The 26556-nt window shown below is 52.5% G+C and carries 22 protein-coding genes; 17 read left to right on the top strand and 5 right to left on the bottom strand.

Going from position 1 to position 26556, the window contains the following annotated elements; translation table 11 throughout:
- Positions 1-44: 44 nt before the first annotated feature.
- Both Q31b_RS00890 and Q31b_RS00885 read right to left on the bottom strand, forming a co-directional pair.
- Entirely contained in the window at positions 45-464 is a 420-nt protein-coding gene (locus tag Q31b_RS00890; RefSeq protein WP_197170712.1) for a Na+/H+ antiporter subunit B, read from the bottom strand.
- A complete protein-coding gene (locus Q31b_RS00885; protein ID WP_146597815.1) occupies positions 461-2818 on the bottom strand; it encodes a putative monovalent cation/H+ antiporter subunit A in 2358 nt (785 codons plus the stop codon). Before Q31b_RS00885 ends, Q31b_RS00890 begins: the two co-directional genes overlap by 4 nt.
- A 543-nt stretch (positions 2819-3361) precedes the next feature.
- Between Q31b_RS00885 and Q31b_RS00880 the strand changes: the two genes are divergently transcribed.
- The 4 genes from Q31b_RS00880 (at position 3362) to Q31b_RS00865 (ending at position 6921) form a co-directional block, all read left to right on the top strand.
- Complete coding sequence (locus tag Q31b_RS00880; protein WP_146597814.1) at positions 3362-3556, top strand: hypothetical protein; 195 nt, start codon at positions 3362-3364, stop codon at positions 3554-3556.
- A gap of 81 nt (positions 3557-3637) precedes the next feature.
- Positions 3638-4810 carry a two-component system sensor histidine kinase NtrB gene (locus Q31b_RS00875; protein WP_146597813.1) on the top strand — a complete coding sequence of 391 codons (1173 nt, stop codon included), beginning with the start codon at positions 3638-3640 and terminating at the stop codon, positions 4808-4810.
- 44 nt (positions 4811-4854) lie between these two features.
- Positions 4855-6246, top strand: coding sequence for a sigma-54-dependent transcriptional regulator (locus Q31b_RS00870; protein ID WP_146597812.1), 1392 nt, complete (start codon positions 4855-4857; stop codon positions 6244-6246).
- 258 nt (positions 6247-6504) lie between these two features.
- Complete coding sequence (locus tag Q31b_RS00865; RefSeq protein WP_146597811.1) at positions 6505-6921, top strand: GreA/GreB family elongation factor; 417 nt, start codon at positions 6505-6507, stop codon at positions 6919-6921.
- A 61-nt stretch (positions 6922-6982) separates the two neighbouring features.
- Here the strand turns inward: Q31b_RS00865 and Q31b_RS00860 are convergent, their stop codons facing one another.
- Entirely contained in the window at positions 6983-8566 is a 1584-nt protein-coding gene (locus Q31b_RS00860; RefSeq protein ID WP_146597810.1) for an aspartate:alanine exchanger family transporter, read from the bottom strand.
- A 655-nt stretch (positions 8567-9221) separates the two neighbouring features.
- Between Q31b_RS00860 and Q31b_RS00855 the strand changes: the two genes are divergently transcribed.
- From Q31b_RS00855 to tsf, 7 genes are all read left to right on the top strand, one after another.
- A complete protein-coding gene (locus Q31b_RS00855; protein WP_146597809.1) occupies positions 9222-11363 on the top strand; it encodes a type VI secretion system Vgr family protein in 2142 nt (713 codons plus the stop codon).
- 51 nt (positions 11364-11414) lie between these two features.
- On the top strand, positions 11415-12368 hold the full coding sequence (locus Q31b_RS00850) for a hypothetical protein (RefSeq protein ID WP_146597808.1): 954 nt from the start codon (positions 11415-11417) through the stop codon (positions 12366-12368).
- A gap of 15 nt (positions 12369-12383) precedes the next feature.
- Positions 12384-13403: an FHA domain-containing protein gene (locus Q31b_RS00845; RefSeq protein WP_146597807.1), complete on the top strand. Its 1020-nt coding sequence runs from the start codon at positions 12384-12386 to the stop codon at positions 13401-13403.
- Between the two features lie 39 nt (positions 13404-13442).
- Positions 13443-14765 carry a hypothetical protein gene (locus Q31b_RS00840; RefSeq protein WP_146597806.1) on the top strand — a complete coding sequence of 441 codons (1323 nt, stop codon included), beginning with the start codon at positions 13443-13445 and terminating at the stop codon, positions 14763-14765.
- Between the two features lie 13 nt (positions 14766-14778).
- Entirely contained in the window at positions 14779-15492 is a 714-nt protein-coding gene (locus Q31b_RS00835) for an ankyrin repeat domain-containing protein (protein ID WP_146597805.1), read from the top strand.
- A 291-nt stretch (positions 15493-15783) separates the two neighbouring features.
- Positions 15784-16590 (top strand): 30S ribosomal protein S2, encoded by an 807-nt coding sequence (gene rpsB / locus Q31b_RS00830; RefSeq protein WP_231617202.1) that lies wholly within the window; start codon positions 15784-15786, stop codon positions 16588-16590.
- Positions 16591-16805: 215 nt separating this feature from the next.
- Positions 16806-17792, top strand: coding sequence for a translation elongation factor Ts (tsf, locus tag Q31b_RS00825; protein WP_146597804.1), 987 nt, complete (start codon positions 16806-16808; stop codon positions 17790-17792).
- A 179-nt stretch (positions 17793-17971) separates the two neighbouring features.
- Here tsf and Q31b_RS00820 read toward each other — a convergent pair whose 3' ends face one another.
- A complete protein-coding gene (locus Q31b_RS00820; RefSeq protein WP_146597803.1) occupies positions 17972-18205 on the bottom strand; it encodes a BON domain-containing protein in 234 nt (77 codons plus the stop codon).
- A gap of 540 nt (positions 18206-18745) precedes the next feature.
- Between Q31b_RS00820 and Q31b_RS00815 the strand changes: the two genes are divergently transcribed.
- The 6 genes from Q31b_RS00815 (at position 18746) to Q31b_RS00790 (ending at position 25182) form a co-directional block, all read left to right on the top strand.
- Positions 18746-20065, top strand: coding sequence for a CpaF family protein (locus Q31b_RS00815; protein ID WP_146597802.1), 1320 nt, complete (start codon positions 18746-18748; stop codon positions 20063-20065).
- Positions 20066-20204: 139 nt separating this feature from the next.
- A complete protein-coding gene (locus tag Q31b_RS00810) occupies positions 20205-21176 on the top strand; it encodes a type II secretion system F family protein (protein ID WP_146597801.1) in 972 nt (323 codons plus the stop codon).
- 60 nt (positions 21177-21236) lie between these two features.
- Entirely contained in the window at positions 21237-22220 is a 984-nt protein-coding gene (locus tag Q31b_RS00805) for a type II secretion system F family protein (RefSeq protein WP_146597800.1), read from the top strand.
- A 32-nt stretch (positions 22221-22252) separates the two neighbouring features.
- Positions 22253-22525 carry a hypothetical protein gene (locus tag Q31b_RS00800; RefSeq protein ID WP_146597799.1) on the top strand — a complete coding sequence of 91 codons (273 nt, stop codon included), beginning with the start codon at positions 22253-22255 and terminating at the stop codon, positions 22523-22525.
- 27 nt (positions 22526-22552) lie between these two features.
- Positions 22553-23269 (top strand): response regulator transcription factor, encoded by a 717-nt coding sequence (locus Q31b_RS00795; protein ID WP_231617201.1) that lies wholly within the window; start codon positions 22553-22555, stop codon positions 23267-23269.
- Positions 23270-23460: 191 nt separating this feature from the next.
- Positions 23461-25182: a B12-binding domain-containing radical SAM protein gene (locus tag Q31b_RS00790; RefSeq protein WP_146597798.1), complete on the top strand. Its 1722-nt coding sequence runs from the start codon at positions 23461-23463 to the stop codon at positions 25180-25182.
- A 235-nt stretch (positions 25183-25417) separates the two neighbouring features.
- Here Q31b_RS00790 and Q31b_RS00785 read toward each other — a convergent pair whose 3' ends face one another.
- A complete protein-coding gene (locus tag Q31b_RS00785) occupies positions 25418-26338 on the bottom strand; it encodes an RluA family pseudouridine synthase (RefSeq protein ID WP_146597797.1) in 921 nt (306 codons plus the stop codon).
- Between the last annotated feature and the right edge of the window lie 218 nt (positions 26339-26556).

The raw sequence follows: 26556 nt of genomic DNA, 5'->3' as shown, positions 1-26556 counted from the left end.
TCTCCAGGGTTATTTGTGGCCCAGGCTGGAGGCCTGGGGGCACGTTAAGCTTCTTCTAAAAATGCAAAGACAAACTCAGTTGCTACGCCGTTCACGACACAGAACACGCCGAGATCGAACAGCAGAGGTGTCCCCAAATGGATTTCGCCCCATCCAGGTAAAGTCGTTTCGAGCCACAGGCCCGCTAAAAAACTATGTCCAAACAACAGTGGCAATAAGCTGCTCAGCAATCCCAGCAACAGCCCACCACCAATCAGCCATCGTGGCGGTACCCTCAATAGCTTTCTCGCTGGCAAAACTCCACTTCCCATCGCGTATACGGCAACCGCTCCACTTGCGACCAGTCCGCCGACGAAACCGCCTCCAGGTTCGTTATGGCCACGAAGAAACAGGAAAATGGAAAATAACAATAGCAGTGGTAGGAGTATTCGCGTGGCTGTTTTTAAAATCAAGGTGTCCATCATTCCGTTCCTTCATGTCGAACGCCGTCACATCGATCTTTTCGTAGCGTTAGCAACGCATACACGCCGATGGCGGCAATGGCCAACACGGTGATTTCACCCAGCGTGTCGAGGGCCCGAAAGTCAACCAAAATCACGTTGACCAAATTTCGACCATGTGCCTCGGTCACACTGTTCTCAGCATAGTAGGCCGATATCGGGTGATCCGATCGAACCGACATCGCGAACAACAGTAACACCGTGATCGTTCCGCCTGTAATCAAGGCGACGACCGCATCGCGATAACGCGTCAGCGGTTTTGAAAAACTTCGGAAGTCAGGCAATTTTGAAAACGCTATCACAAACAAGATCACCGTTAGTGTCTCCGTCACGAACTGGGTCATCGCCACATCGGGTGCGCCGAACAAGACGAATAGAATCGCGACGCCATAACCGACCACACCTAACGAACCGACCGCCAGTAGCCAAGTTCTGGCTGTTACGGCAGACAATGCGGCAGCCAAGATCAATGCGATCACCATCGCTTCATGGAATTCGACATCCCACCCAAATCCCCAGAGTTTCGATAACGGTTCGCTGTACAGCGACATCCAAACACTTGCAACCGTCGCTGCGATCATCGTCAGCAGGTAAACACCCAAATATCCATTTTGTAGAACCGAGGTTTGCCAGCGCGCGAATTGGTTGACCGATTTGAGCAGCCATTCATATCCGTCCGCAGCAGACAGTGGCAGCGGCTTCCAGTCACGTACATCCCGGTCCAAGCGGCCAATCCAATGCGCAAGGAAGGCGGCTCCCAGCGCCAACGTCAACAATGACAACAATAGAGTCGTGTTCATGCCATGCCACAACGCAAGATTCACTGAAACCACATCTCCAAATACGGAAGGTTTCATCGCCGAAAGACTGGCGGCTGAAATCAGTTTGTCCATCGACCCTGGGAACGCTCCGATCAACAAACTCACTAGTCCCAGAATGAGCGGGCCTCCCCATATCGCCACGCTACCATCCTGAGCTTTCTCGGTTACGGATGTCGGTGCACCAAAAAACGGTTTGATACAAACCAAGCCTGCGGCCACAAACAGCATGACGTTTGATGAAATCGCCACGGTCAACAAACTGCTAACCCAACCGCCAGAAGCAAGTAATGATTCATAGTAAAGCTCTTTGGCAACAAACCCAAACATCGGAACCAATCCGATCATGGAAAGGCCAGTCAATGTGGCGGCGGCAAAAGTTTTTGGCATTGGTCCGCGTAGGCCCCCAAGCTTTCGGATATCCCGATCGTGGACCGCGTGATCGATCGCACCGGCAACCAAGAACAGCCCCCCTTTGTAGAGGGCGTGTGCAACCAGTAGTGCAAGTGCGGCTTGGATTGCCGCTTCACTTCCTATCCCTACCAACATCGTCAACGTTCCCAGCACGCTGACGGTCGCGTAAGCCAAAATCTGTTTCAAGTCGACGGACCGTAGCGACATCGCTGCACCAACCATTGTCGTGATTGCCCCAACGGACACAATCCACCAAAACCACGCCGGCGTTCCGCCAAGGACGCCGTGCAGCCGGAGCAATAAATAGACGCCCGCTTTGACCATGGTCGCGGAATGCAAATAGGCGCTAATCGGCGTGGGTGCAGCCATCGCCCCAGGTAACCAAAAATGAAACGGGAACTGGGCCGACTTGGTAAACGCGCCCACCAGAATCAGCAGTAACGCAGGCAGATAGAACGAATGCTGCTTGATTGTATCAGCGTGGATCGCCAGCGAGGAAATTTCGAACGTCCCGCCAGCGATTCCGAGAAGAATCAGGCCTGGTAGAAGTGCCAAACCGCCGCCGCCAGTTACCAGAAGTGCCTTCAGTGCCGAGGCCCGAGACACCGGACTTTCACTGTTAAACCCGATCAATAGATAGGACGTGATGCTGGTCAATTCCCAAAAGACAAACAACGTCAGCAGGTTGTCAGCGATGACCAACCCCAACATGCTGCCCATGAACAACAGCAATTCCAGTAGTAACAGACCAAGCCGCCTGTCGTCTGCGAGGTAAGCCCCGGCGTAAGTCAGCACCACCGTACCAATGCCCGTGACCAGAAGTCCAAACAGAAGTCCGAGACCATCGAGCCGGAGCGAGAATGCCAGATCAAGCTGAGAGATCCAGATCCACGAGGTCGTTAGAGAACGGCCGTCGGCGACAGCAGGTATCTGGTTTAGAAGCGTCAAGAAGACCGTTGCCGGCACGACTGCCATTATCCAGCCACTGCGGGAACCCGCCAGCCGAAATATCCAGGGCGCGGCAATGGCAGCCAGAAAGATGATCAGCAACCAATAGTGCATCAAGTTTTCTTCGAACCAGATCACTGGCAATCCACGCTTGCCACCATCGTAGCGGGTTCATCGAGAGTCGCTGGGGGGATGCTTGTGGGCCGTTTCACAGGATTTTTACCTCAAGAATAATTTGATCGATTTGAAGAGTACGTCGCAATCGTCATACCAACAGTATCGCCTATGTTCCCACCACCGATCAACCCGGTCGATTGATCAACACCCGATTGATCGACACCGTGAATCGAAATGCAGGCTCGTCGTCCTGCAAATCATCTCGTTGGCGAAATCGCGTCTGGCGTATGTGGATCGCTATTGTTGCAGCTTGGTCGTCAAGCTGGCTTTCCGGTAGCGTCATGCACGGTTGACAGTTGGGGAGCGTGGATACAAGCCAATGGCTCCGATTTGCGGTGCAAAACACCCTCGGCATGGCGATTGCATGCTGGGAGAATTCTTCAATTACGGTTCTGCTGGAGTCGTAGGTTTTAGCCGATTTGCAGGAGCTTGTCGAAGCCCGCGTTCGCCTAAAGGCTAGGCTCTATCGCGGGCGTGGTCGCTTATGCCAATGGGAGACTCGATATGTTATTGTTAATGATGCTCGATCTGGATGTTTCCTCTCCGGTGGAGGAAGGCGAGGTTCTTGAGGCTGCCCGTGTTGGCAAAGCGGAGCGTGCAACGGAGCGTCAAGTTGAGCAACCGAGATTACTGGGATTGCTCGTCCTGATTGCTGCTTTTTTCGTCGCGATCCTGCTTCGCTCGTTGAGCGTGGGGTAGAATGGGCCTGCGTCCTGCTGTCGGATTTTGAATGGTCGACAACGGATAACAGAGTCACCCTTACTTGTTACAATTGGCTGTATGAAAACGGACGCAAACACAGTCGAAACGATTAGTGATCGCTGGTTTCGTGAAATCGCGAACGCCACGTATGACTGGGAAGCTTGGCATCGCTCGGACGGACGTCTGTTATGGGTCAATGCAGCGGTCGAGCGGATGACAGGCTATTCACCAGCGGAATGTTTGTCGATGCAAGATTACCCGATGCCGATGGTCGCGGTGAAGGATCGTCAGCGAATTGCCGATGTGATTCGCGGCGCGATTGGTGGTAGCAGCGGGAATGATGTCGAGTTTTCTGTGGTCACGAAAGAGGGGGTTCAGCGATCGATGGCGGTTTCGTGGCAACCGATGCTTGATGAGGTGGGTGAAGGCCACGGGTTTCGAGCAAGTGTGCGGGACGTGACCGAGCGGCATCAATTGCAAGAAAAACTGAGTCACTACGCGGAACATTTAGAGCAATTGGTCCAGGAACGAACGGCACGCATCTCGCATCTGGAAAAGCACCGATTGGCGATGGAAAAACTTGCGGCGCTCGGGCAACTCGCCGCCTCGGTCGCCCATGAGGTGAACAATCCGCTGGCTGGTATTCGAAACTCGTTTGTGATCTTCAAAAATAACCTTCCGCCAACGACCCCGAACTACGAGCTGCTGGAGTTGATCGATCGGGAAATCGATCGGATTAGCTCGATTACGCACCAGATGTATCAACTTTACCGGCCCAGCCAACAGGTTGCGTCTGAGTTTCCCATCAATAGGGCGATCAATGATGTGATTCGACTCGTCGAGACGGAAGCCCGAAAAACGCAAGTGACGGTTCAAGTCAAGCCCGCTGCGAGGAACGTCAAGGTGACGCTGCCGGAGGGCGAAGTCAAACAGATTCTGTTCAACTTAATCCGCAACGCGGTTCAGGCGTCGGAGCCGGGAGCCGGAGTTGTGGTCAGCGTGCAAACGAATCAGCATGAATTGAGTGTGATCGTTTCGGACGATGGATGCGGGATTTCGGCGGAATCGTTATCATTGTTGTTCGAGCCGTTTTTTAGCACCAAAGGACATCAGCCGGGGCAGGGAATGGGACTTGGGTTGTCCGTCTCAAAAAGCCTGATCGAAGCGTTGGATGGACGGATTGAAGTGGAGAGTCAGCTAGGGGAAGGTAGTCGTTTTACAGCCGTGTTCCCGCTGGCCAGCGGTTGTTGACGAGCGGTTAAAGCCCCCACTCCAACACGACGATATTGATACCTATGAACCAACGCCCCGCACGAATCTTGATCGCCGACGACGAGCCGCTTTACCGACGGACAACAGGGCAATTGCTGTGCGAAGCGGGGTATGAATGCGAGTGTGTTGAAGACGCGGACAAGGCGATCAACGCACTCCAATCAAAGCCGTTTGATTTGATCCTCTCTGACCTGAATATGCCCGGCAACTTGAAGCTCGAACTGCTTCACGAAGGAAGGCGAAATTGGTCTCACGTGCCGCTGATTGTGATCACCGGCGTTCCGTCGATTCCGTCTGCAATCGAAAGTGTTCGGCTGGGAATTACCGACTATTTGCTAAAACCCGTCAAATATGAAGACTTAATCTCCAGTGTTCGACGCGCGCTGTCCTCGCCGCTGCGTTCGGCTTGCCAGACCGATCTCGATCATGTCTCTGCGTCTGAGCTATCGGATCGCTATCCTGAACTGATCGGGCAGTCCGAGCCGATGCAGGAACTGTTGAAGATAGTCGATCGTGTGGCTCAATCGGACACCAGTGTTTTGATCACTGGCGAAAGTGGAACGGGGAAGGAGGTTGTTGCTCGGGCGATTCATACGCACAGTCGTCGTGCGGCTAACAACTTCCAGGTCATCGATTGTACCGCGATTCCTGAGTCGTTGTTCGAGTCGGTGTTGTTCGGGCATGCGAAAGGCTCATTCACGGGCGCCGTGAAAGACCAAGATGGGCTGTTAGTTCAATGTGATCATGGGACTGCATTTTTTGACGAACTTGGTGAATTGCCCGCTGGATCTCAGGCGAAGCTGCTTCGTGCGATTCAAGAGCAGACGTTTACGCCGGTTGGAAAGAGCACGCCAGTGCATGTCGATACACGATTCATTTGTGCGACCAACCGTGATTTGGAAGCCGAGGTGGCGGCCGGGCGTTTCCGTGCAGACTTGTTTTACCGTTTGGGGGTGATCCACATTCCAATGCCGCCGTTGAGGGGCCGTGGAGATGACGTTGTGTTGCTGGCGAATCATCTTCTCCGTCAGGTCCAATCGGCAGAGAAACCGAAAGACAGGTTTTCAGCCGAAGCATTGGATTGCCTCAAGCGTTATTCGTGGCCGGGAAACATTCGGGAGCTTCGCAATGCGATTGAGCGGTCGGTGGTGTTGGCCGAATCGTCGGTGATCGAGGCGACCGATCTGCCGCCCAGCGTGCAGAAACCGAATTCGAAGGATGCGGCTGCTACGCACGATTTGGCAGATGCGTCGCGAGAAGAAGCTTTGGATCAGGCCGAGCAGGCCTACTTGAAACTATTGTTGAAAAAGCACGATGGCAATGTGTCCCAGTCGGCGCAACAAGCTGGCTTATCACGGCAGGCTATGCACAGCCTGCTGAAGAAGCATCGCCTTGATGCAGACGATTATCGGTAGGCGGCGTTGGCGTCGAGTCTGCCATCAATTCCGGGCACTGCAGCGAGCTCGTCTCTCTAGCTCACGTGTCAAGCGATGTTCACGTGTGTCATGGTGACTTGACGCTCCATGACTGTTTTCAATGCGAATTCGCATTCTTTTCCTGCTTCTATCCTCGGTTTGGGCATTGGCCCCATTCTTGCATTAGAAAATGAGACGTGTGGTACAGCAATTCCAGCCACATCGTCCAACCTACTTTTCTTACGATGCAGGTACGCCATGTCACGCAGTAAAACCGTTATCACCACTGAAGATCTCCGACGCCTGAAGGTTCTGCTCGCCAGTGAGTTTGCTCAAGCAATCGGCCGCAAAGAATATTTAACGCGACTAGAACAAAAGCTATGTGACGCCAAGGTCGTTTGCTCAACCGAAGTTCTACCTAACGTCGTCACGATGAACTCCACCTTTCGACTTCGCGAGCTGCGGACGGACGACGTGCATACCTACACACTGGTTTACCCCGAGGAAGCGTGTATCGCAGAAGGGAAGTTGTCGGTTTTGACTCCACTCGGTAGCGAAATCTTAGGGCATTGTTCTGATGAGGAAATTGTTTGCCGAGTCCTCGATCGCGAAGATCGTCGCCGCATCGAAGCGGTTTCGTTTCAGCCCGAACGAATGGGTGCAATGAACATGTAGAGGTCTCGATTGCACGAGTTCCAATGTAAATTCCAATGTAAACACAACGATCCAAATGCGGCTATAGCAACTTGATCAACAACGGAGCGGCGATCGTGATCAGGACAAGTGCGACGGGATAGGCGGCGATATAGCTGGTAACCGGTTCACTCGAATCGGTAGAACTGGTCAATGCAGCTAGTCCAGGTGTTGAAGTCATCCCGCCACACGTTGCACCGAGCGACTCTAGCCGCGTCAATCCAAAGCAATAGCTCGCCATCAGGTAGCCAACTGCCAATGGCAGGACAGCGATTGCGGTTGCCGCGACACAAAGTACAGGCCCCTGTTGTTGCAAGATTGACCAGACGTCGGCTCCGGCATGGATGCCCGCGTCGGCCAAGAACAGTGCAAGTCCACCCTCGGTCATCAAGATCTGAGCCGCAGGTGGAAAGGAGCCCGCAACGAATCCAATTCGGCGAAAATGGCCCAGCACGAGACCGACGCACAAAGGACCTCCTGCAGTGCCGAGCGATACCGAAACACCTCCCCACAGAATTGCCATTTGCCCGACAAGGATGCCGACGGTCAGGCCAAACGCAAGCGAAAGCAGGTCGGTCTCGTTGAGTGTCCGTGGTCGATGTCCTGCGACTTTTTGGAGCCTGAGTAGATCCCCAGGTTCGCCGACCAAGGAGAGGGTGTCACCAAACTCAATTCGCGTGTGAGCGGATGGGACGAACTCTTGGTCAATTCTGCGGATGCGAGTCACGGTGACTCCAAACCGCGAACGCAAGCGAAGTTCTTTTAGCGTATGGCCAAAGATCTCCTGCGAAGTGACGACGACTTCCTTGCGTTCGCGATCGGTATCGAGCACAACGTCTTGGATATCGCAAAGGACTCCAAGCGTTTCCGCCCCGCGTCTACCTTCTTCCTGCTGTCCGACCAGCATCACGCGGTCGCCGAGTGAGAAGACGTAGTCAGACGGAGTGGGTCGCCAACGCTGATCTAAGAACACTCGCGAAATTTGGCAGGACAGATCCGAGGATACGGCCACTTCACTGGGGCGTTTGCCAGCGACCCCTGGATTCGCAATTTCGACAACATGCCGCTGGATTTTTCGGTCATCGTCGAGCCGCGGTTCAGGGGGAGATTCGGTTTCCGAACCGATCGTAGACACGGCAACTCGTTTCATCATCAATTGAACAAACAACACGATCGTTGCGATTCCGAATGGATAGGCAACGCCAAAAGCAACGGCGACATTGTCCGGCTTGACAACCGATTCACTCGCCGCACCGAGAGCTGGTGTACTGGTCATCGCTCCTGCCATCAGTCCTGCAGCGATATCAGCGGGCAAATCGAACAGCTTCGCGCACAGCCATGTGACGACAATGCCCGTCAAAACCATGACCGCACCGAGCGTCGCCATGATCCGCGCATTCGATGCGAGTCCACGAAAAAAAGTCGGTCCCGCTGCGATGCCGATGCAGTAGACGAACAAGGCTAAACCCAACGTCCCAAGGCCTTCGGGGATCACGATCCCCAGATGTCCAGCAAGCAAGGCGACGAATAGGATCGAGGATGTGCCGACCGAAATTCCACGGAACGAGACTTTGCCGAGGGCGAGCCCGAGAGTGATGATCAGAAGGAGAGCGAGCAAGGGAGTCAAGCGAGAGTTCCTATGAGGAGGTTTCACTGAGGAGGTTTCACAAAGTCCCAGGCGGGTAGGAAGCAACCGTTGCTTTTACCGGAAAGCCTTGGTGGATCGTCCATTGGGCGGATGGTCAAATTTCGAGTAGATATCTTAGTCGCTTCCATCGATCTCGCCAAAGCCGGCAACTCAGAATTTATTCTGCTGCCCTCCGTCTCGCAAAACCACTCACGATCCTGCCACCGAAGCATTCCGCTTGAAATATCCATTTCCTACGCAACCCGTTCCCCCAAGTCGCGATAACCTCTAAGTAATCGCCTTTGAGATGTTGTCAACGCGAGTAGCAAGGAGGGGCGTAAGTCCACTGATGCTTAAAGAATTCGCACGATAGTCCGTCCAGGTTTTGGACTCATGGGACGCCCAGTACCATTGTCGGGAAGTACCCGATTTTGGCAGCGGTTGGGCAAGTCCAATGCAGTCCTTCGGTGAGGCGCACGGTAGCCGATCGTATCGGGTTTTGCCAGTAGGCAACCGCTGTCCGGAAGTCCCGGCGCCGTTGCATTTCGGCTGCTGACCCGCCATAATCAAAACGGCCCTGGTGAGCGGTTTGGAAGCCACTATCTAAGGCCGTTGTCCTGTCCATTTTAATCCTTTTCCAACAGTCGAGCACTCAATGGCCAAGCTACAAAAAAATCGCCAATTGCAAATCAGTACGCCGCTCGGCGAAGACCAGGTGTTTTTGACAGGGTTTTCGGGAAGCGAGGAGATGAGTCGATTGTTTCACTATCAATTGGATTTGATCAGTGAAAACACGAAGATCAAAGCGGAGGAAATGGTTGGCAAAGCCGTCTGCTGGAACGTTCTAACTGGCGATGGTAGCAAACGGTATTGGCATGGTTACGTCAACCAGCTGGCACGCGGCGACGTGGACGTCAAGGGCCTACGGAACTACCGAATCGAAGTCGTTCCCTGGTTGTGGTTCTTGACCCAAACGAGCGACTGCAAAATTTTCCAAGAAATGGAAATCCCGAAAATTATCGATGAGGTGCTAGGAGATTTTGGCTTTGCGGATTACAAGCCTGATTTCCAACTGCAGCACAAGGAATGGGAATACTGCGTCCAATACCGCGAGACAGACTTCAACTTTCTTTCGCGATTGATGGAGCAAGAAGGGATCTACTACTATTTCAAGCACAGCCAAAACTCGCACCAAATGGTCATCACCGATCATAAGCACGGTGTTTACGATCTGCCCGAATCGAAGGTTGATTATCCACCCAATATCTCGCAAATCGCCGTCGATGATCATCTCGATAGTTGGGAACGGCGTTTCGAATACGTGCCAGGTAAATACTCGCAGCGAGACTACAACTTCAAAACGCCATCGAATCACCTCGAAACGGAACAACAAACGGCGATCAATTTGCCCAACATTAGCGACTACGAGGTCTACGACTATCCCGGTGAGTACCCTGAGAAGGGAGATGGCGATGTGGAAACGCGAATCCGGCAAGAATCGGAAGAGACACGCCACGAATTGATCTCATCATCAAGCACATGTCGATCGTTTGGGACGGGCGGAAAGTTCAAGGTTGGCGTCCATCGCGATTCGGCCGAAGAGGGAGCCGAAGTTGTGATCACATCGATCCATCATATCGCACACGAAGCGATGGCCTACGAAACAAGTTCAGGTGGCGCACCACCATTCGATTACCAGAACAGTTTTTCGTGTATTCCGGCCGATAAAGAATTTCGGCCGGCACGAACGACTCCCAAGCCGACGATTAGCGGAATCCAAACGGCGATTGTCACAGGGCCCGAAGGCGAAGAGATTTATCCTGATGAGTTTGGGAGGGTCAAATGCCAATTTCACTGGGATCGCTACGGACAATACGATGACAAGAGCAGTTGTTGGATTCGCGTTTCACAAGGGCATGCGGGGGCCGGGTTCGGAGTCAACTATCTGCCACGGATCGACGAAGAGGTAGTCGTTAGCTTCTTGGAAGGGGACCCCGACCGTCCTTTGATAACGGGTCGCGTCTACCATGCAAACAATAAACCTCATTATCCGTTGCCGGACCACAAAACGCGGATGACAATTCGCACGAATTCATCGAAAGGAGGAGAAGGGTTTAATGAGCTGACCTTCGAGGATTTGAAGAATGAAGAGCGGCTTTACATGCAGGCTGAAAAGAATATGGACACGCGAGTCAAAAATGATTCGAAAGAAAGGATCTACGGCAATCGTCACCAAATTATCGGCTGGGAAAAAGACGGTGAAAAAGGTGGCAGCCAGAAAGAGATGGTTTATCAAGATAAACATCTCAATGTGAAAAAAGATCAAATCGAGAAGATCGAAGGCAATTACGAGATATGCGTCGGCAATGGGGATGCTGACGAGGGTGGTAACCATCATGTTGTGATCGAAAAACAACGCACCGAATCGATTGGTGAGGGGAATGACCGTACCGTTGCAAAGGACGAGCGAATCAAGATCGGTGGAAGCTTGTCCGAAAATATCGGCAAAGATCGGCAAACCAAAGTCGGAATGAAACAAGCCATTGAAGCTGGGCAAGAGATCCACTTGAAAGCTGGGATGAAGGTCATCATCGAAGCTGGCGCACAGTTGTCTCTCGTCGGGCCAGGCGGCTTTGTCGACATCGGGCCAGCCGGTGTGACGATCCAAGGCATGATGGTCAAAATCAACTCCGGCGGTGCTGCTGGGAGTGGCAGTGGATGCAGTCCCGAAGATCCTGAAGAAGCGAATGAGGCGGATCCGAGTGAACCAGCACAAGCTTGGGTTCCCGATCATTAGTACTTTCTTTCTTCGATCGATCTTCATTTACAGTCTTGTTGGAGAATTTTCATGACCGATACTGGCATCCGAGGCATGACGAGCGTGGGAACGACGACCACATCGAAGCCAAGGCAACCGACAGGCAAGCCCAAAGAAAACACACTTTTGAAGAAAGCAAGCATCAAGACAGCCGAAGCGATGCTCGACTATCTATCGAAAGAATTGCCGGAGATCGCTGAACTCAATCAAATCAAGAATCGCTTCAAAAAGGCGAAGTCGATCGGGACCCGAATTGGCAATCTGCTTCACCCAACCACTCGCACCGTTGCCGCGGTCGATGAGGCTTACGGTGCGATCCCCAATAGCGTCATCCATTTGCTCGGTGTCAGTGGTATTCATGCAAAGCTTATTTCAAACCATCCCTATTTGGTCCTGCATAAACCCCATGTCGAGCTGATAAAGATCTTCCTCGCCAGCACTGCGAAGGCCGAAAAGTTACAAGCGACGGTCGACAATACAATCAGCAGCATCGCGGAGACGGGAGCAAAACTTGATGCCTTCTTGGTCAAGTATGCCAAAGAAAGAGAGCAGTGGAATCGTTACGTTGACGATATGTATGGACTCCTTGGATTCGGGTTGAGCTTGCGAAAACAATGGCAAGATGGTCGAGTTCGCAATGAATCGATCTACAATTTTACTTTCGGTGTGAAAGCGACATTCGCCGATGATATCTACGAGGAAGCTATCGCCGAAGGCACCGTCTTGGTGGCAAGTTACTGGAACGCTGTGTTTTTACTGAAAGAACTTGAAGAAACGCTCAGGAAGCACGCTCAAAACGGGGGCTTTTTAGCACCAATGGCTGGTGCAATCCAGACAAAAGTGGTCTCCACATTGGTACGCGAAACAGGTAGGGATAGTCCCACCAAACCGAAGGCCCGAAAGGCTGAAGCTTTGATGAATGATTGGGATATGGCTCACGAGTATTTTCAGTCTGTCATTCGTTCCAATATCCTACTCAAGTAAGGTAGAAGCGATTTTATGGCATTAAGAGTTACCATTCGAGTCGACGGAGGCTTGCAGGATGGCCAGCGTCGAGCGATTCGGCCTGGTGATCGTTTGCTGGTCGGTCGCTCGCTCCTTTGTGATTGGCCGTTCGAGCATGATCAAAGGATGTCGAGCAATCACTTTGAAATTGTCATGGACACTTATCGCTGTCTGATCCGTGATATGCAAAGCGCTAATGGGCTGAACGTTGGCGGGGTGATTGTTGAGGAAGCCGTGTTGTCCGATGGCGATGTGATCCAAGCGGGCTCAACAAGATTGCTTTGTGAAGTAGAGGGTGCTTCGTCGGTGGCAGTTCCGCCCCTAACCCAGAAGGTCGAGCAGGCGTCCCCTATGGTACCCGCGGCTTCAGGGAAGCGTTTGGCTGTTCCGATAACGCCAATGCCACCGGAATCGCCAGCGGTGTCAAACGCGTTCTCCCCCACCCGGACGGTGGCCGGCGTCCATCCGGGCGTGACCTATACCGTAACCAAGACCGAGGCCGAAACTTGGATTTATCGTGGAGCGGTCACCTCAAAACCAAGTTTGATCGCAGCAGGTTTGTGCCATCTTTATCGCAGTATCTTGATCGTCGAACCTAAAGCGATCGAACAAGAAAAACGTGATACGGTGCCGCTCGAGCAATTCCTGTTCGACTACATGGAAGAACCTCCACGCCGCATGACGGCTCCGATTTGCTTGACTGGGGACGAGGTGGTTGATCGGATGTCGCTGGTCGATGAAGCATTTGGGAAGAACGAAATCGTTTTGGTTTTGGCAAAGCCAGCGGATGAAAAGGCCATTGAATCGATTCGAGAATCGACAGGCGTCTACCTTCGTCCCAAAGCGTGTTTGCCTCAATTGACCGAAACGACCGCCGATATGGCTGCTTCCCTATTGAAGGAATTGGTAGGCGTGTTCGTCGAAACCGATGAGGGAAAGGGGTGGGCAATCGTTACACAAAACGACTTACAGGAAAGTTTGGCATCATTGGGATGGAAGCAACGAAACGGATGAGAAGACTTATGATCTATATTTTAAAGGGGAGGCGAGACGATGTTTCCTGCTGCACGAATCGGTGACCCGATCACTCATGATATGCTCGTTCCATCGGGCGTGATCGGCCCTCAAGCACCTGCTCCCTGTCCGTTCTGCGCGGCAATGCCCGTCTTGATCGAAATGATGCCGGCGGCGCATGTCGGATGCTGCTGCATGTGCAGCGGAGCGACCAGCGGCGGTCCGATCCATCCACCGATCCCAGGGCCACAGCCGCCGATCGTCAAAGGCTCGGCCACCGTCATGATCCACAACATGCCCGCGGCGCGCTGGGCCCCGTCGATGGACGTCGGTGCATGCGGCGTTTTTCTGGGTGATCCGAAATTGGCTGCGACCCGAACCGTGCTGATCGGCGATCTCGGAATGGGAGGCGTCCCGCCGACCGCAGGGGCTGGAGCCGCTGGGTCGCTTAGCTCGGAAGCGTGTTTCAAGTGCCGTCAAGAACTGGTCAAGCAAGGCGAGCAGTCGGACGACCCGGTGGTTCAGCAAGCCGCCAAGGACTTGGATCGGCTGCAAAAGGATGCGGAATATGCAAAGCTTTCCGCCCACGTTTATGATCCTGATGCGCCACCACCGCCAGGGTGGAAAAATATCTCGAATGACCCTGCTGCGCTAAGCAAGTATGGATTGAAACCCCAGGATTTGTCGAACCCGGAAAAATCGGGATTTCAATCTCAAATGTATGAACCCGACCCCGCTGTTTTTGGTGATTCGATGAAACCATCGATTGCGTTCAAAGGAACGACGATGACCTCGGGCGAAGATTGGAAGAATAACTTTGCCCAGGGGACCAACTCGTACTCGGATTATTACGAAAGCGCTGTTAATATCGGGACCGCGATCGGTGATAGTGGCAACGAGGGCAGCGTTCAAATGACAGGTCATTCTCTCGGTGGGGGACTTGCGTCGGCGGCGTCGTCGGCCAGCGGTTCCGATGGGACGACCTTCAATGCCGCGGGACTTCATTCGAAAACCGTCGACCGATATGGTGGCCAAGAGCAGCCAACCGATATCAACGCCTATCAAGTTGACGGGGAAGTGTTGACGGGTGTTCAAGAACAGGGTTGGAAAGGAACCAGTGCCGCGATGGCTGCCGGTTGGGCCGTAGGCGGTTTCCCCGGAGCGGTCATGGGTGGTTTGGGAAAGGTCGGCATCAGCGCGGTCGCCCCCGATGCGAAAGGAACGAAGCGAACGATTCCCGCTTCATCGATCGACCCGGTTAGTCGTCACCTCATGGGGGATGTCCTTCCAGGGATGGAGTCCGAATTGAAGGACGCTCAAGAGATCGTTGAGCAGGCGACCGGCGACGTTTGTAATTGCTAACTTGGAAAACGAAATGACAAAAAAACCAGCCGCGAAGACTTTTTTTGATGGGCGCGATCGCGAACTAGGCGAAGCGATCGAAGCAGGCGATGTTGAGCGAATCCGGCAATCTGCTGCGGGGCTTGAATTGAGTCAACCGCGTCGGCACGACATGACGTTTCTGTTCTTCGCGATGGTTCACGAGCAAGAACCGGCTGTCAAAGAATTGATTCGACTAGGGGCCGATCCGGCCATCGCTGTCTCAGGACTCGGCTCACCGCTCGGAACCGCTATACGTAGTGACGATGACCGCTGGCTTCGCGTGCTACTCGAAGCGGGGGTCAACGCAAATACGAAAGACGCATCGGAGGAACCGCTTGTGTTTGGATCGGTCGAGGCACCGAACATCAAAACGCTCAGTCGGCTGCATCAAGCGGGGGCCAATCTCGATGCTCGCGATGCTCTCGATGCGACGGCGATGTATGCTGCGTTGAAGAGACGGAAATTCGAACATGTTGAGTATCTCATCAAATCAGGAGCCGACGTCCACTTCTCGACCGTCAATGGTGTGACAATGGGCAATGCGATCGAACGGCAGCTTGGTAGAGCCAAACCCGACACGCCATTGGCGAAGGATCTTCTTAAAATCAAACGTTTGCTTGAAAGTCGTGGCTTCCTCTTCCCGGCCGACCCGATCGAAGTGGTCCGCGAAAAGCGAAAGCTGGCCGGAAAACGAGTCGTTGAGTAGAACGGCTCCTCTTGCTCAAAACGTGCAAAACGACTATTCTTTGCGACTTCCTCGGGATCGGTCCGTGATGTGGACCGTTTCCTTTTACCCATTTTTGCCGCTGCATTTTGGGACGAAGGGCGCATGGCGAGTGGTTTCACACCTACTTAATCGTGGTTTTTTCACGGTTTTGACGGTGAATATGACTGTGAAACATTCGAATGCTCTGGCTTTGCCAATGATACTGGTACAGCTCGTAGCCCGCAGCGAACGGCATTGATTAACCCTAGAAAAGGTTTGAAACAGAATTCCATGGCAACCAATCCCTCGAGTCCAATTGTTCAAGAAATGATCGAAGCGGGCGTCCATTTCGGGCACCGCACCAGTTTGTGGAATCCAAAGATGGCTCCGTACATCTTTGGCCGCAAAAGCCAGATTCATATTATGGATATCCGCGAAACGCTCCGCGGACTCCTGCGAGCGAAGAAATACCTTAGCCAAGTCGCATCGGGCGGCAGCTTGATCTTGTTCGTTGGCACCAAACGCCAAGCGGGTGAAGCGATGGAAGAACAATCGCTTCGCTGTGGAATGCCTTTCGTCAGTGAACGTTGGCTAGGCGGGACATTGACAAACTTCCGTACCATTCGCAGTCGCTTGACTCGTCTCGAAGAACTCGAGGGCATGAAAACCAGCGGTGAATGGGACAACTACAGCAAAAAGATGCAGTCCGCTTTGAATCGCGAGTACCGCAAAATGTACCGAAACCTGAATGGTCTTCGCAGCATGAATCGGTTGCCGGAGTGCTTGTTCATCGTCGATCCTGGTAAGGAACGCAATGCGGTTCGGGAAGCCAAACGGCTCGGTATTACAACGGTTGCTTTGATCGATACCGATAGCGATCCATCATTGATCGATTTGCCGATTCCAGGTAACGATGACGGGATCCGAAGTATCGAGTTGATCTTGAAGCAACTTGCCGATGCGGTCATCGCAGGCAAGGGGCAAGCCGCAATCGCGTCCGGCAAAGAAGCGGAGCCACAGCCCGAAGCGGCTGCTGCAGCAGCTCCTGCCGAAGCGGTCGCAGCCGCCAGTGCCGAAGCGGCACCAAGTGAAGGTTAAAGTGAATAGGGCCTGCTGCATTGGCAGGCGAACATTTTAAAGTCTTCTGCATCTAAATCCATTCCGCCCGCTTTGAACGCGGAATGCGTAATACCACAACGTCGCCTAGGCTCACCAGCCTTGGCGATCTGCACAGGCTAGAGGCCTAGGCGACATCAACGACGGCTACATCAACTACACCTTATACATAACTCACTGTTTAGACGAGGAAGAGAATGTCTATCTCAGCAAAAGACATCAGTAATTTACGAAAAGCGACCGGCGCTGGCATCATGGATTGCAAAGCCGCATTGACCGAATCAGGCGGCGACCTTGATGGAGCAATGGACTACCTGCGGAAAAAGGGCCAAAAGGTTGCTGCAAAACGCGCCGACCGAGAAACCTCCGAAGGCATCGTTGTCGCCAAGGTCAACGATAGTGGAAGCGAAGGTATTCTGATTGGAATTGGCTGCGAGACCGATTTTGTCGCTAAGAATGATGACTTCATTGCCTTCGTCAATCGGATCGCGGACGTCGCGTTCGAGAGCGATGCAGACAGCATCGAGGACGTTTTAGCACTCGATTTCGATGGCGAAACCGTTGGTGAAAAACTGGTTTCTCAAACGGGCGTGATCGGCGAGAAAATTCAAGTCATCGACTTCAAGCGAACGAAGGGCGAAAACTTGGCGTCCTACATCCACGCAGGAAGTAAGATCGGTGTGTTGCTGTCCTACAAAGATGGCGGCAAGGGCGACGAAGCAGCTTCGTTCTTCCGTTTGGTGTCGATGCACATCGCAGCAATGAACCCGTCCATTCTTCGCCCCGAAGAATTCGACGATGAATTTGTAACCAAGGAAGCGGAAGCTTTGCGGGCTCAAATCATTGCGGAAAATGAGACCAATGAACGTGAAAATCTGGGTAAACCCCAAAAGAATGTTCCTCAGTACGCCAGTAGACGACAACTGACGCCCGAAGTGATGAAGCAAGCCGAGGAAGCAATCAAGGCCGAATTGAAAGCCGAAGGCAAACCTGAGAAAATTTGGGATAAGATCCTGCCTGGAAAGCTTGAACGGTTCGTGTCGGACAATACCCTCCTCGATCAAGAACGTTGCTTGCTAAGCCAAGTCTACGCCTTGGACGACACCAAGACGGTGGAAGCAGCAATCAACGACTTTAGTCCCGATGTCGAGATCGTCGAATTTAAGCGAATCTCGGTCGGCTAAGATGATAACGAGTCCGCGTTAGCCTGTGCCGTCGTGGATCTTTTTAAAGATCCTCTTGTGCGAGGATCTTTAAGAAGATCCACGACGTCGTCCGGCAAACAATGGATTGTAAGAAAACGATGCGATGGTTCGTTGGCCATGTTCCGTTCTCTCTGGAGATGACCATTTGCGATCGAAGACTACAGCACACTAACGCTGTTGCGGACGCGAAGTCCGCCAGCGATCATTCGAACGCTTTCTTGAGCGAGTTGTTTGTGATAGAAACTTCCGACGCTTCCGCTAAGCGTTAATTCACTGGTGCTCTCGTCAACCCGCAGGTTACGCAGTTCTGATACAGAGCTTCTTGATAAGATTTCCGATGCGGCTGTGGCAATCTTTTGGTCGATTCGCTGCGGGTAGGCTCGTTTCTTCATAATCTCTCCTCCGATGAAATTCCGTGTAAACGTAGCAACTGAAGGTGGGGTCGGTTGTGAAGCGATGGTTAAATATCACACATTTTTTCTAGTTTGCCTACGCGAATATTCGAGTTTTTCCGATTTCTTCTTGTTTTAGCTCGCTCCCATTCCAATGCTAGCAATCCTCCGGTGCTTGCGTTTGTTTTCAAGACGGATTCTTGGTTTGCCATTCTGGCGATAGCCGCGGTTGTATGAGTCGCGGTTGTATGAATCGCGGTTGTATGAGTCGCGGTTGTATGGATCTCGCTTTGGGAGGGGGGGCGATCCCGATAACATCGTCGCCTTTGCGCCATGAGGACTGGCTAAGTCTTGGTGAATAGGCAAAATGGAAGGATTAGGCTGCCATGTCTCTATTTGTGATCTATGTTTGCATGGGCCATTCTTGGCCAAGCACGAAGACGGGATCTCGTTTGCGACGATTGGTTCGAACGCAAAGCGAAAGAATGGATACCGTCGATAGAAACATAGACAACGGTTTTATCCGGGGAATCCTCACAGATGCGAACATCGACACCAGCAGCAAAACCAGAAGCCAATCGTCAGCAAAAATTTGAGGACGTTAAACGTCGGATTCACAGCAAACTTGTCGATAAGCTCGACCTGTCGCGTGTTGGCGATTTGAAGGGCGAAACGCTAACGCGAGAAATCCGTCTCGTGGTCGAGCATCTTTGCGATGCCGAAGAAACACTTCTCAATCGTCAGGAGCGAGATCGGATCGTTGACGAAGTGCTTGACGAAGTTCTTGGCCTTGGTCCGTTGGAGTTGATTCTAAAGGATCCCAAGGTAAGCGACATTTTGATCAACGGTCCAAAGAACATCTACGTCGAAAAAGGCGGACGGATGCAGAAGACGGATGTTGAATTTCGCGATGGAAAACACTTGCTCCAAATCATTGACCGGATCGTTAGTAAGGTTGGTCGCCGAGTTGACGAAACGTGTCCGATGGTCGACGCACGCCTAGAGGATGGATCACGGGTCAATGCGATTATTCCACCACTAGCTCTCGATGGGGCGGCGGTGAGTATTCGGCGGTTCGGTGCCAACCCGTTGAAGCTCGAGGACCTGCTCAACTATCGAGCCTTTACGCCTGAGATGGTGATGCTGCTAGAGGGCTGCATCAAGGCTCGGCTCAATATGATTATCGCTGGTGGTACCGGTTCGGGAAAAACGACGCTGCTCAACACATTGTCTTCATTTATTAGCCATGACGACCGTATCGTGACGATCGAAGATGCGGCGGAATTGCAGTTGCAACAAGACCACGTTGTCCGCTTGGAGACGCGGCCGCCCAACATTGAAGGCACGGGTGCGGTTTCGGCAACCGATCTCGTCAAGAACGCGCTGCGTATGCGTCCTGAGCGAATCATTATCGGAGAATGCCGCGGTGGAGAAACGCTTGACATGTTGCAAGCGATGAACACGGGGCACGATGGTTCGTTGACGACCATTCACGCCAACACACCACGCGACGCAATCGCTCGTTTGGAGACACTCGTGATGATGGCTGGTTTCGATTTGCCGGTCAAAGCGATTCGTCAACAAGTATCGGGTGCCGTCGATGTCTTGATTCAAGCCAACCGTTTGCAAGGCGGTCCCCGTCGTGTCACCGCGATTACGGAAGTGGTTGGAATGGAACAGGACACGATCGTCCTGCAGGACATTTACCGTTATTCGCAAAAAGGCATTGATGAAGAAGGTAAGGCGTATGGGCACTTCGAATGTACCGGGGTCCGGCCTTCGTTTATGAGCAAGTTAGAAGCTGCAGGCGTTCGATTGCCTAGTAGCGCGTTCCGCGAACGTGTGATCATGCCTGCCTAAAAAAACGATTTTTGACAGGGTTCCAGCCATCGTTGGCAAGATGGAACACAGGGGGCGGGAAGCCCCCGTCACGTCATTTCGACATCCTAGACGTTTACCCTCCTCCGTTTACCCCGATCGACCGAAAAGTGCTATTGTCATGAGTTCAACCATTATTGTCGTCGCCGTTGGTGTGTTTGTCGCATCGATCGTTGCGTTCGCCATTAACGTATTGATGCCGAACGGCGAAACGACGATGACCGAAGATCGTTTGGCTGCGATGGCTTCGGCGCGGCGTGGTGGTGCACCGGATGACGCGGATGTGAAATCGCTGATGCGAGGCGGCGGTGAAGGTGATTTACAGAATCCAATTTCGAAGTTTCTCGAGAACCTTCCTGGGTTGGCCGACTATTTGGAGCAGGCGGATGTAAAGATGCCTGCGGTGCAGTTCTCGGCGATCTGCTTAGGTGCGTTTGCTGCAGGCGTCGTGTTGACGATTCTTTCGCCGGTTCCCAACGTGTTGTCTCCGATCGTCGGGCTGATGTTTGGTGTCGTTCCCGTTTTGTGGTTGATTATGAAACGAAAACGCCGCTTGGCCAAGTTCGGTTCCCAAATGCCAGAGGCTCTTGAACTACTCGGCCGATCGCTTCGTGCGGGGCATTCGCTCAACGCTGGTTTTGATTTGGTTTCCAAAGAGATGGAAGATCCTTTGGCGATGGAATTTCGCCGTGCATTTGAAGAACAAAACTTTGGTATTCCGCTCGACGAAGCCATCGAAGGGATGGCAGCACGCGTTCCCAATATGGACCTTCGGTTCTTTGCAACGGCAGTTGTCCTGCAACGCCAAACCGGGGGCGACCTCGCGGAGATTCTCGATAAAATTGGCTACATTATTCGCGAGCGATTGCAGATTCACGGTCAAATTCAAGCGTTGACAGGGGAAGGACGAATGAGTGGGGCGGTGCTGTTGGCGCTGCCACCGGTGTTGTTCCTTGTCATGCTCAAGCTGAATTATGAATACGTCACGATGTTGTTCACCGATCCGATCGGACGATACCTCTTAGCCGGCGCGATGGTGACTCAAATCATTGGTGCGATCGTCATCAAAAAAATTATCACGATCAAAGTTTAGTTTCAAAGTCTACACAGCCTACGCATTGACATTCAACCGTAAAGCGGGAAACCGATAAACATGTTCGCACAAGCCGTCAACCAGTCTTCGTTCAGTCCAGTCATGATCACCTCGATTGCGATCTTTTTTGGGGTGACCGCACTAACGTGGTTTCTACTTGGTCGCGTGAGCGGGGATGACAAGCCGCGCGCCGAGGCGAGGCTCGATGCGATGCGCAGTCGCCGCGGAGGTGGCGACGACGAGTCGCTTTCGAGCGACGATTTAAAAAAGAAGAAGAATCAAGCATTGGCAGCGGCACTTGAGAAAGCGACGTCACCTCTGGCGGATACCGTACGAGGCAGCGAAAAGGAGATGAGCGTTCTGCGCGAACGTCTGATGAATGCTGGTTTTCGCGGTGAATCGGCTCCGATTGTTTTTAAAGGGTTGCAGCTCATTATCGCCTGTGTTGGCTTATTCTTCGGCGGTGTCTTCGGGCTCGTCGCGAACGGACTTAGTCAAGGGATGGTCATTAAGCTGTTGCTCGGTTTGATTGCTGGTTTTATGGTTCCCAAACTATTGCTTGAGTACAAGGCCAAGAAGCGTATGGAAGCGATCTTTCTGGGGCTACCGGATGCGCTCGATTTGATGGTCGTTTGTGTTGAAGCCGGTTTGGGAATGGACCAAGCGCTGCGCAAGGTTGCTGAGGAAATGGCTAAGAGCCACAAAGCGATCGGCGAAGAATTCAACGTTGCCAATCAGCAATTGCAATTCGGACGGCTGAGGTCGGACGTCTTGCAAGCACTTGGGTATCGCAGCGGGGTAGACGATTTGAAGCAATTGGCTTCGATCTTGATTCAAGCGGACAAGTTTGGTTCGAGCGTCGCAAACGCCCTCCGCGTGCAGAGTGATTCCATGCGAACCAAACGCAAACAAATTGCCGAAGAAAAAGCAGCCAAGACGGCGGTGAAAATGATCTTTCCGTTGGTGTTGTTCATTTTTCCAGGCATTTTTGTCGTACTCGTTGGACCTGCCGGTATCAATATGTATCGCAATTTGCTGGGCTAGTCCAAGAGGATGGTCAATGAACCCGTCCCTGTTTGTCCCGGTCCGCCAACACGGTGCTACCGAGCAAAGCAACGGCTCCAGCAATCCGGCCGAAACGCGTCACCGATGAACGAAACCAGATCGAAGCATTGATCGAAGCATTGATCGAAGCGTCGATCGAAGCGTTGCAAATTCATCCAATCAAATTGCAGATGCAGAATGGGTCTCTGTCTCCGATGCCAGCGGAATTGGCTGATTCACGGGACTGGCGTGCCGGGTCTCTCCATGCGTGCGATGGGCTATCGAGCCAGCATTATCGGCGGTAGACTAAAACACTTAATCAGAAGTGAGCGATGGGGACGATCGTCTCTTGTGTTTTAGGCGGTCAAAAGAGTGGCGGTACCTATTCAGGCGAAGGGCTCGACATGGCGAAGATCGTGATCGTAGACGACCATCCGATTTCTCGTGACGGTTTGGCGATGCGGATCGAGATGGAATCGGACCTGCAGGTTTGTGCCGAAGCCGAAGGCGTCGATGATGCCCTCGATTCGATTGAAAAGACGCAGCCCGATGCCGCAATTGTGGACATTTGTCTAAAAACCAGCAATGGAATCGAACTGGTCAAAGAAATTCGTAGTCGATTTCCGACGGTCCGTACGCTGGTATGGTCAATGTACGATGAATCGTTGTATGCCGAGCGGGCTCTGAAGGCGGGAGCGAGCGGATACATCAACAAGCGGTATGCTCGCGAAACGATGATCGACGCGCTGCGCACGGTATTGGCGGGTGAAGTCTACCTAAGTCCTGAATTTCTCTCAAAACGAATGCAGGAAAAGACGAGCGGTGATTCGATCGATGATCGCGAACCAGCAAAAGTCCTTTCAAACCGTGAACTCGAAGTCTTCACGCTCATCGGTAGAGGGACCAAGACGAGCCAAATTGCGTCTGCGATGTCTCTAAGCCCCAATACAATCGAGACCTACCGATCGCGTATCAAGGACAAGTTATGTCTAAGGCATACCGCGGAGCTGGCTCGATTCGCAACGGAATGGGTGCTTGCGAACGCATAGTTGGTAGGTGCGGGGGTGGTGGCGTTAGCCGATTCACGCGTCGGATGGAATTGCCTCAAGGCTAGCCTCCCCCGACGTGTGCGACAATTTGCCCGCCGTCCAAATAAGCCTTTTTGCGGTTGCATGTTCGACGGCATCCTAACGACAATCAAGGATCTCGATTTTGCCTCTTCCTAAAAAAGAAATCCGTCATGTCTTCTATCGACGAAGTAGCGTCGCCATCGGGCCTCTCTCCAAAACATCCGCTCGGCGCCAATGCGAAGGTCTTGTTGACCAGTGTGTTCGGTCCCTATGCGGTTGATGATGGTTCGGGAAGTCGGCTGATCAATCCGATGGAGTTGTACCACAACCAAGTGACGCGAGTCCAACAGGCCTATTCGCTGAGAACGTTCCAACGGTCTTGGGGATTGATGTTGATTCAAGTCAATCTTGAAGCTCCCACGACACTACTTGATTTCCCATCCGAGAAACGGTTTCTTGAAGAGATCAAAAACCACGAATACGACGTGATCGGTATCAGCTCGATTCAAACGAACCTGATCAAGGTCCGCAAAATGTGTCGTATGATCCGCAAGCATTTGCCACATGCGACGATCATTATTGGTGGTCACATTGCCAACTTTCCGCAGCTCAGTGAGTTTTGTGATTTCGATCATGTGGTTCGTGGGGATGGGGTCTGTTGGATGCGATCCTATCTTGGCCAAGATGTGTCGATGCCGCTAAAACATCCCAAAGTGATTGCCAATATCGGATCGCGAATCATGGGGGTCAACTTAATCAATCATCCGGGCGATATCGCCGCGACATTGATCCCCTCTGCAGGTTGTCCGCTAGGGTGCAACTTCTGTTCAACATCGGCAATGTTTGGTGGTAAGGGAAAATATGTCAAGTTTTTTGAAACGGGACAGCAGCTTTTCGACATCATGTGTGAGCTCGAATCGAGTCTCGGCACTCAAGCATTCTTTGTCATGGACGAGAATTTCCTAGTCGACAAGAAGCGAGCCCTTGGTCTACTTGAGCTGATGCAAAAGCACGACAAGCCGTGGTCGCTCTATCTGTTTAGCAGCGCCAACGTGATAAAGATGTACACGATGGAACAACTCATTGCACTTGGCGTGTGTTGGGTATGGATGGGACTCGAGGGGAAATCGTCTCAGTACACGAAGTTGGCGGGTACCGACACGCTATCGTTGGTCAAGGAGCTTCAATCACACGGCATTCGTGTATTGGGGTCGAGCATCATTGGGCTTGAAGAGCACACACCCGAGAACATCGATGCGGCGATCGATCACGCGGTCGCTCACAACAGTGAGTTTCATCAATTTATGTTGTACACCCCAATCCCCGGCACGCCGCTTTTTGCCGAACATGAACGCAATGGAACGCTGCTCGATCGTAGCGAGATATCCATTCCTGACATTCACGGACAATTACGATTCAACTTCCACCATCCACACATCGTGGGCGGGCAAGAAACGGAGATGTTGCTGAGGGCCTTTCACCGTGACTTTGAAGTCAACGGGCCGAGCGTGGTGCGGATTATTCGCACAAACCTCCGTGCCTGGAAGCGATACAAGAACCATACGGATGAGCGCGTTCGACGCCGCTTTGCGATTGAGGCCAAATCGTTGCCAATCCATTATGCCGGCGCACTGTGGGCGACTCGTAAGGCGTATGCAAATGATAAGCGGTTGGCGGAGGAGTGTACGAGGTTGCTCGATGAATTGCATGTGGTCTTCGGAGATGAATCACGGCGAGCGGCCCCGATTGCAGGCCGATACCTTTTCAAAAAGCTAGAAGCAGAACAAGAGCGGCTGAGAAATGGGTGGACCTATGAACCACCAACCTTCTACGAAACCAATGTGAAAAACTCGGCCGGGCCAGCGGTCTACGTCGAAGGTGCTTGTTGCTAGTCGTGTTGTCCCCGCGCGCAACACGTTAAGGGATTCCGTCGATGGATACCCTCTGCGAACGTGGTTTGGGGAGGTTCAACCAGCGAGTGTTGGCGCGGAGAGAGGCTTACACACGGCGTCCACACCCGGTTCGAGTAGCGAGGACGAGTTTCCCTCGGAAATCTGGCTGCAGACTCGGTTTTCCACCCTTCCTGGCTTCGCCGGTAGGGGGGAAGCAAAAATTTCCGCTAATGCCCTATCGATTTCCTGCGATGAATCGTTGCATGGCGTTGGGAATGGGTGAATCGAAGACGGCCTTTTCGTTGCTCGATGGATGGACGAAGGACAATGATTTGGCATGCAGAGCAATCCGTTTGCGCACCCAGCCGATATGTTGAGCTTTCTTTGCTTGGTATCGCGGGTCACCGAGGACAGGGTGGCCAACATCCGCCAACTGGACTCGGATCTGATTTCGTTTGCCCGTTTCAAGTCGAAGTTGCACAAGCGTCGTGTCTTTCAATCGCTCGAGAACTTGAAAGGTCGTAATCGCTTCTTCCGTCTCTTTTCCCGGACGGGTAATGTAACGATCAAGATTGTTGCCGGTTGCCAAATGAGCACGAAAGGTACCTTCGTCGCGGTCCATCAAGCCTTTGACAATAGCCACGTAGACGCGATCTGGTTTGCGTTGTTTGAATTGTTCAATCAACGCATCGGCAATCTCTTTGTGTTTTCCAAACACCAGCAAACCGCTGACTTCACGGTCCAAGCGATGGACAACCCAAGCTTGCCGCTGGCTTCGCGAGTGACTCAAGTAGATCGAGACACGATCAACCAAGGAATTCGTTTCCAACCGATCGGTTGGTACGGTTAACGTACCCGCGGATTTATCGACAACGATTAAATCGCTGTCTTCATAAAGCACACTAAACGTCCGGTCTTCCCACGTCTTTTTCTTTTCTTTGTACCTTTGGGCGGGTTCATAGCGGACGACGATCGTATCGCCCTCTTTGACCGTTGCACCAATGTTTTTGCACGGAGTGGAGTTGATCGAGACACACCCATGATCGACCAATCCGCGCACTTGGCTGCGAGACAATTTAGTCAGATCGCGAACCGCCAAATCAACACGCCCCACATCGTCTGCCTTGATTGTGGTGGAAAGAGTGCGAATAGCCATGATGGTCGATCGGGTTTAAAGTGCAAACGGCTTATTGAAAATCAATCGAAACTATAGCATGGCGAGAAAATTTCGAAAATCCACGAGCTGAAGATTCAATGCTGACAAAGTAATAGGGAGCTACCTGATGCCATTTGAGCCGCCATCGGTACTCTGGTACATTGATCCAGACGGGATACGATAGCGATCGCTGTAAACACAAATTTTCGACCCATCCT

Source organism: Novipirellula aureliae, from assembly GCF_007860185.1.
Taxonomy (GTDB): domain Bacteria; phylum Planctomycetota; class Planctomycetia; order Pirellulales; family Pirellulaceae; genus Novipirellula_A; species Novipirellula_A aureliae.
The sequence above is the reverse complement of the archived record's forward strand: the minus strand, read 5'-3'. Positions and strand labels throughout refer to the sequence as shown.